Source organism: Bradyrhizobium sp. AUGA SZCCT0169 (genome assembly GCF_018130085.1).
Taxonomy (GTDB): domain Bacteria; phylum Pseudomonadota; class Alphaproteobacteria; order Rhizobiales; family Xanthobacteraceae; genus Bradyrhizobium.
This window is the reverse complement of sequence record NZ_JAFCMC010000026.1, coordinates 89,101-95,653: the sequence shown is the minus strand read 5'-3', so window position 1 is coordinate 95,653 and position 6,553 is coordinate 89,101. Positions and strand designations below refer to the sequence as shown.

Genomic DNA, 6,553 nt, shown 5'->3' with positions numbered 1-6,553 from the left:
ACCCGGCCTTCCCTGCGCAATGGCTTTACGGCTTATGCCGTGCTCTCCCCGGAGACGAGTTCTTGGTTGACTCCGTCGCTGCCGTTCCCGCTTGCGCTTCTCCGACAGCTTGACGCCTGCAACGGGCGCCAGGACCACACGGTTTTGCCGTACGCTTATCCACGCCCTCGTCGAGGCGCAAACCAGCGTCCACCGCAACCCGCCCAACGTCCGTGACGACGGCCGACGCCCTTCTGACCAGGACGGGATGGCGATAGATGCGCACTGATTTGGGTCGACCGACAACAGAAATATTTTTGATTTACAGAAGTTTTCTAATTGACACGATTTCCGTAAACCAGAACTGATTTGCCCGTCGGGTCAATTTGCCGCACTCAGCCGTCATTGCGAGCGAAGCGAAGCAATCCACCCCTCCCGGGGCTGGCTATGGATTGCTTCGCTGCGCTCGCAATGACGGGTGGTTAGACGCGGGCCTACGCCACCAGCGCCGCATCCACCTCGGCCCCCTCGCCGCGCTGCGCCTTCAGCAGGCTGATGATCTCGGCATTGGGGCGGGCACGGCTGAACAGAAAGCCCTGGCCTTCGTGGCAGCCTTCATTGCGCAGGCAGCTCAGTTCGGCTTCGGTCTCGACGCCTTCGGCGGTGATGGTGACGCCGAGGCCCTTGCCGAGGCTGATGATCGAACGCACGATCGCCTGCGCATCGCGGTTGGAGCCGAGATCGCGCACGAACGACTGGTCGATCTTGATCTTGTCGAACGGGAAGCTGCGGAGGTAACTCAGGCTGGAATAGCCGGTGCCGAAATCGTCCATCGAGATGCGGACGCCGAGCGAGCGCAGCGCATGCAGCGTCGCCAGCACCTGGCTGCTCTTTTCCAGCACCAGGGTCTCGGTGATCTCGAGTTCGAGCCGCGTCGCCGCCAGACCGGTTTGCTTCAACGTTTCCATCACCATCGACAGCAGATTGCCGACGCGGAACTGCAGCGGCGACAGGTTGACCGCGACGCGGACGTCGTCGGGCCATTGCGCCGCATCCATGCAGGCCCGGCGCAGCATCAAGCCGCCGACGGCGTTGATCAGGCCGGTCTCTTCGGCGACGGGGATGAACTCGCCGGGCGAGACCATGCCGCGTTCGGGATGCGGCCAGCGCACCAGCGCCTCGAAACCGGTGATGCGCCCGGTCGAAAGATCGACCAGCGGCTGATAATGCGGCCGCAGCAGATCGTTCTCGATCGCATGGCGCAGCTCGATCTCGATCTTGCGGCGGGACTGCGCGCGGGCGTCCATTTCGGCTTCGAAGAAGCTGAACGTACCGCGGAACTCGTTCTTAGCGCGCGACAGCGCCATGTCGGCGTTCTTCAGCAATCTCTCGGATTCGTCGCCATCGCCGGGCGACATCGCGATGCCGATGCTGGCGCCGATCACCACCGAATGGCCGTCGAGCAGATAGGGATCGCCGATCGCCTCCAGCAGACGCCTGGCCAGCAGCACGGCGTCTTCGGGGCGCGTCGCCCCGCTCTGGACGATCGCGAACTCGTCGGAGTTGAGGCGCGCCAGCACGTCTTCCTCACGCAGCGTCGATCGCAGGCGCTTGGCGACGCCGCGCAGCAGCTTGTCGCCGATGCCGTGGCCGAGCGTATCGTTGACCGCCTTGAAATTGTCGAGGCCGAGCACCAGCACCGCGACCTTTTCGGCGCTGCGTCGCGTATGCAGCAGCAGATCGTCCATCTGCTGACGCAGCAGGGTGCGGTTCGGCAATCCGGTCAGGCCGTCGTGCTGGGCCATGAAGGCCAGCCGCGCTTCGGCGCGCTTGCGTTCGGTGATGTCCATCAACGCCAGCAGCACGGCTGGCTGGTCGCCGTAAACCAGCTGGCGCGAATAGATCGCCAGATCGATCAAGGCGCCGTCGGCCCTGACATGCTTCCAGGTCCGGGCCGCCTGTTCGTCGCTGCTGCGATCGCCCGCCCACGGCAATTCCGGATCGAACGCCTGCAGACTGCGGATCGTCAGTCGCTCGAACTCGGTGCGGCTATAGCTGTAGTGCTGGACCGCGGCGTCGTTGACGCCGAGAATGCGCTCGCCATCCAGCGAACAAACGATCATCGGCACCGGGTTGCTGTCGAACAGCAGGCGGAATGACGCCTCCCGCTGTTTCAACTCGGTAATATCGACGCGCAGGCCGATGACGCCGCCGTCTTCGGTCAGCCGCTCGTCGATCAGGATGACGCGGCCATCGGCCAGTGTCTGCTCGTGACGATCGCCCGGCTGGTGAAGCCTGGTCAGACGCTCAGTGAGCCATTCCTCCTCGCGGCCAATCGCTTCCGGATAATCGCCGCGCTCGACGCCGACACGGATGGTGTCCGCCAGCCGCGCGCCCGGCTCGAACAGATCCGAGCTGCGGTTGTAGATCTCCGCATACTTCTTGTTCCAGAGAATGTAGCGGCCTTCGGCGTCGAGAAACACGATGCCCTGGGGCAGGATGTCGATCGCCTCGCGCAGCCGTTCGTGCGATTTGCGCGCGTCAGCAATCGCGGCCTCCGCCTCGGCGCGCGTGCGCACGATTTCGCTGCGCTCGGTGGGACCTTGGCGGCGATCAGCTGAAAGCTTTGGGCTGGGTTTTACCGGTCGACCGAACAGGCGAGCAATCGAGGTCCGCTTTGGTTTCTTGATTGTCTTTGGCCTTATCTTCGGCATTGCTGCGTCTCATCCGCCTTCTGCGTGCAACGTTCTCCGATAAGTGTCTGAAAAAATGGTATCTCTTGCCGGTTCGAAGCGCCCCGCGCCCGGCTCTCCGGTGCCCGCTAAAAAGGCTGGTTCACGCTATGCGTGTGCCGCTGCAACAGGTGCGCGAGACCAAACGCAGATGCACACGCAGAATCTCATCCAGCGCACGAAAGCACGCGACACGCATTCGGATTGCACACGGAATGCGCGAAATCTCGCGCTGGCGCATCAATATGCGCCAATGGTCGACACGGTTATTGAAGCGTTAAGCCGGCGCTGATCGCCGCACAATGCAAGCGGTCCAAAGGGATTAAGCCGCGCGCACCGTGTCGAGGAATTTGCCGACTTCCAGCCGGAGGCGGTTGCTTTCGCCGGACAGCGACTGGGCCGAGGAAAGAACCTGCGCGGAAGCGGAGCCGGTCCGGCGGGCACCCTGGTTCACATCGACAATGTTGGTGGCGACATCGGAGGTGCCCACTGCCGCCTGCTCGACATTGCGCGCAATCTCCTGCGTGGCGCTACCCTGCTGATCCACGGAGTTCGAGATCGTCGCCGCGATTTGCGAGATCCGGCCGATGGTGGTGCCGATCTGCTTGATCGCCAGAACCGATTCCTGGGTCGCCACCTGCATCCCGGCAATCTGGCTGCTGATTTCCTTGGTTGCATTGGCGGTCTGCGCGGCGAGCGCTTTGACTTCCTGCGCGACCACCGCAAAGCCCCGTCCCGAATCACCCGCGCGCGCCGCCTCGATGGTGGCGTTGAGCGCCAGGAGATTGGTCTGTTCGGCGATCGTGGTGATCAGATTGACGACGTCGCCGATCCGCAAGGCGGCCTTCGACAGCTCGTTGATGCGGGCGTCGGTCATTTCAGCCTGAGTGACGGCTTCGCCGGCGATCCGGTTCGACTCCTCGACCTGACGGCTGATTTCGGCGACCGATGCGGTCATTTCTTCCGTCGCGGCGGCGACCGACCTGACGTTTGAGGAGGCCTCCTCGGACGCCGCCTCCACCCTGCCGGAGAGCTGCTGCGTCTCTTCGGCGGTCCGGGCCAGACTGGTCGCCGAGGCTTCCAGCTCCGTTGAGGCCGAGGATACCGTCTGCACGATCTCGCCGACCGCGGCCTCGAATTCGGCCGCCAGTTTCTGCATTTCCGCCTTGCGCTGAGCATGCGCTTGCTTTTCGGTTTCCGAACGTTCGGCGCGCAGCCGGTTCGATTCCAGCATGTTGTCCTTGAAGACCTGCAGCGCGCCTGCCATGTCGGCGATTTCGTCCGAGCCGCCGGTCGCGATATTGGCCGCCAGATCGCCCGCGGCAATCGACTTCATGCTGTTCTGCAGATGCACCAGACGGCGCACGACGCCGCGCCCGACATAGTACCAGCCAATGACCAGCGCCGTTAAAAGGCTGACGAGCGCAAGACTGATCAGGATGATGCGTCCCTGCCCGATCTCCGCCTCCGATTCACGGACCGCGGTGGCGGCGCCCGCTTCGCTGCGCTTTCGCAGGCTGGCGACTTCCTTCTCGAACTCCTGGGCGAGCGTGCGATTCTCCGTCACCACGTTGGCGCCGGCCTTCGCGGCCACCAGTTCGCGTTGCTTGAGCTCGAAAATGTTGCCGGCATCCTTGCCGGTCTTGACCAGTTCGTCGACCAGTTTCGACGCTTCGGGATTCTTGAAGGTCGCGGCTGCCTTGCCAAGGCGGCCCGCGGTCGCCGTGAAGCGGTCCTTGACCGGCGGCAGCAGATCGGCGGACGGCAGGTCGGCGGCCTCCACCAGGATTCCCAGTATCAAATTGGATTCCGCACGCAACTCCAGAATGGCTTGCAGCGATGCCAGTTCGTTGTCGGCCAGCGCCGACAGCGTCTTCTGAACGACTTCCAGATCCTTGTTGTCGGCCGCGGTCTGCAGGCCCATCGTCAGGCTGAACCCGGCGTCATCGGCCATCGGCGCCAGTTTTTCGGCAAGCTTCTGATGCGATTTGCGCAAGTTCGCGACCAGCGCGTCGCGCGAGGCGGCAATGGTCTGGCGCTCGGTGACAGATTGCAACAGCCGGTCGAGATTGACCAAGATGCGATCGGCGGTCTTGCTGACTTTGGCGACGTCGTCGGCGGCGAGCGCGCCGATGCTCTGCTTGAGCTCCTGACGCGCCGCGGTCAAGATTTTGGAAGCGTGATCGCGCTCGGCCTGATCGGTCGCGGCGAGAAGGCGGGGTGCCGCGGCGGCGACGTCGCCGGCGGCCCTGGCGACCTCGGAGGCCCGCGTGATCTCAGGCAGGCTCTTCTCGGAGATCGCGCCCAGCGAACGCCCGAGGCTGTCGTAGGAGATGATCGCGCTGCCGCTCGCCAGCACCGTGAGTGCGGCGACGACGCCAAAGGCCATAAACAGGCGACCGCGAAGGCCGAGGCGATACCACGACACGTTCATCGCAAAACTCCAATCAACAAAGCAAAATCGTGCCGCGAGCAGCCGGGTGTTACCCCGGTGCTCGCGACTTTCTGAACTTACGATCCGGACTTCTCGAGCCGGTCGACCGCCTTGAAGCTGCCGTCCGCCTGGATCACGGTCAGGAACACTTCATTCGAGCCGCGGTTGCTGGTGGGGCTGTAGGAGAGCTTGAAGCCGCCGAGATCGAGGCTGCCGGCTTTTTGCACGGCGTCGATCATGGCCTGGCGGGTGAGGTCGCCATCAACCTTCTCGAGCGCGGCGGCAATCGCACGGCCGACGAGGTAACCCTCGAGCGAAACGAAGCCGGGCTGGGCATCGGGCGCGCTGGCCTTGAGCGAAGCATGGTAGCGCCCGACCACCGGGATCGCCGCATCCTTCGGGAACGGAACGACCTGCGTGATTACGACGCCGGTGCCGGCAGCGCCGAGTTCCTTTGCAAGCGCATCGGACCCGACAAAGGAGATGTTCACGAAAGTGGCGTCGAGCTTGATCTGCTTCGCCAGCTTGATGAACTCAGCCGCGGGCTTGTAGGGGCTGATCATGATCACGGCCTGGGGCTCGACCTTCTTGATGGCCAGCAGCGCGGCTTTCACGGCCACCGTGTTGCGCTCGAAGGTGCCTTCGCCGGCAAGCTGCATCTGCCGCTTTTCGAGCGCCTTCTTGACGCCGGCAAGGCCGGCCTGACCGAAAGCGTCGTCCTGGTACATGATCGCGATCCTGGTCGCGCCGAGGTCCTTGGTCACCCGTTCGACCATGGCTTCGGTTTCCTGGAAGTAGCTGGCGCGAATATTCATCACCAGCGGCTTGTGCGGCTCGCGCAGGAATTCGGCGCCGGTGAAAGCACCGATGAAGGGCGCGCCTGCCGCCGTTGCGATCGGCTGGGTGGCGGCTGAGGTCGGGGTGCCAACCGCACCGACGAGCGCGAACACCTTGTCTTCTTCCAGCAGCTTCTTGGCCGCTTCGATCGACCTGGTCGGCTCATAGCCGTCGTCGACGCTCTTGAGCTCGAGCTTGCGGCCCTTGACGCCGCCGGCCTTGTTGATCTCGGCGAAGGCCGCTTCCAGCCCGATCTTCATGCCCTGGCCCAAGGCCGAGGCCGGACCGTCAAGCGCCGCGGCTTGACCAAACACGATCTTGTCGGCCGACACACCGTTTTCGGCGGATGCGGGAATGCTGGTCGCGAGGAGAACAGCCGACGCAGCAAGGAAGGCGTTGAACGGAGTAGCTCGCATATGATTGTCCTTTGGCGGGTGTAATGGTCGAACGGATCTGCTGGCCCGGTCATCGTTGGCATGACGACACAGCAACACTGCGTTGCGATTGTGAGCCAGATAGCTTCAGAACAGATTAATGATTTGAGCGGTGCGTATTTGTACGGTTGCGCGAT

The 6,553-nt window shown here is 63.5% G+C and carries 3 protein-coding genes; all 3 read right to left on the bottom strand.

Annotation, left to right across the window (positions count from 1 at the left end):
* Positions 1-473: 473 nt before the first annotated feature.
* Positions 474-2,693 (bottom strand): bifunctional diguanylate cyclase/phosphodiesterase, encoded by a 2,220-nt coding sequence (locus tag JQ609_RS24990; RefSeq protein ID WP_212209667.1) that lies wholly within the window; start codon positions 2,691-2,693, stop codon positions 474-476.
* Positions 2,694-3,033: 340 nt separating this feature from the next.
* A complete protein-coding gene (locus JQ609_RS24985) occupies positions 3,034-5,145 on the bottom strand; it encodes a methyl-accepting chemotaxis protein (protein WP_249128373.1) in 2,112 nt (703 codons plus the stop codon).
* Positions 5,146-5,222: 77 nt separating this feature from the next.
* Complete coding sequence (locus JQ609_RS24980) at positions 5,223-6,398, bottom strand: ABC transporter substrate-binding protein (protein ID WP_212275432.1); 1,176 nt, start codon at positions 6,396-6,398, stop codon at positions 5,223-5,225.
* Positions 6,399-6,553 lie beyond the last annotated feature (155 nt).

Bases quoted from the DNA above. Each gene is read 5' to 3' on its own strand.
- JQ609_RS24990 (WP_212209667.1), bottom strand. From the start codon at position 2,693: ATGCCGAAGATAAGGCCAAAGACAATCAAGAAACCAAAGCGGACCTCG.
- JQ609_RS24985 (WP_249128373.1), bottom strand. From the start codon at position 5,145: ATGAACGTGTCGTGGTATCGCCTCGGCCTTCGCGGTCGCCTGTTTATG.
- JQ609_RS24980 (WP_212275432.1), bottom strand. From the start codon at position 6,398: ATGCGAGCTACTCCGTTCAACGCCTTCCTTGCTGCGTCGGCTGTTCTC.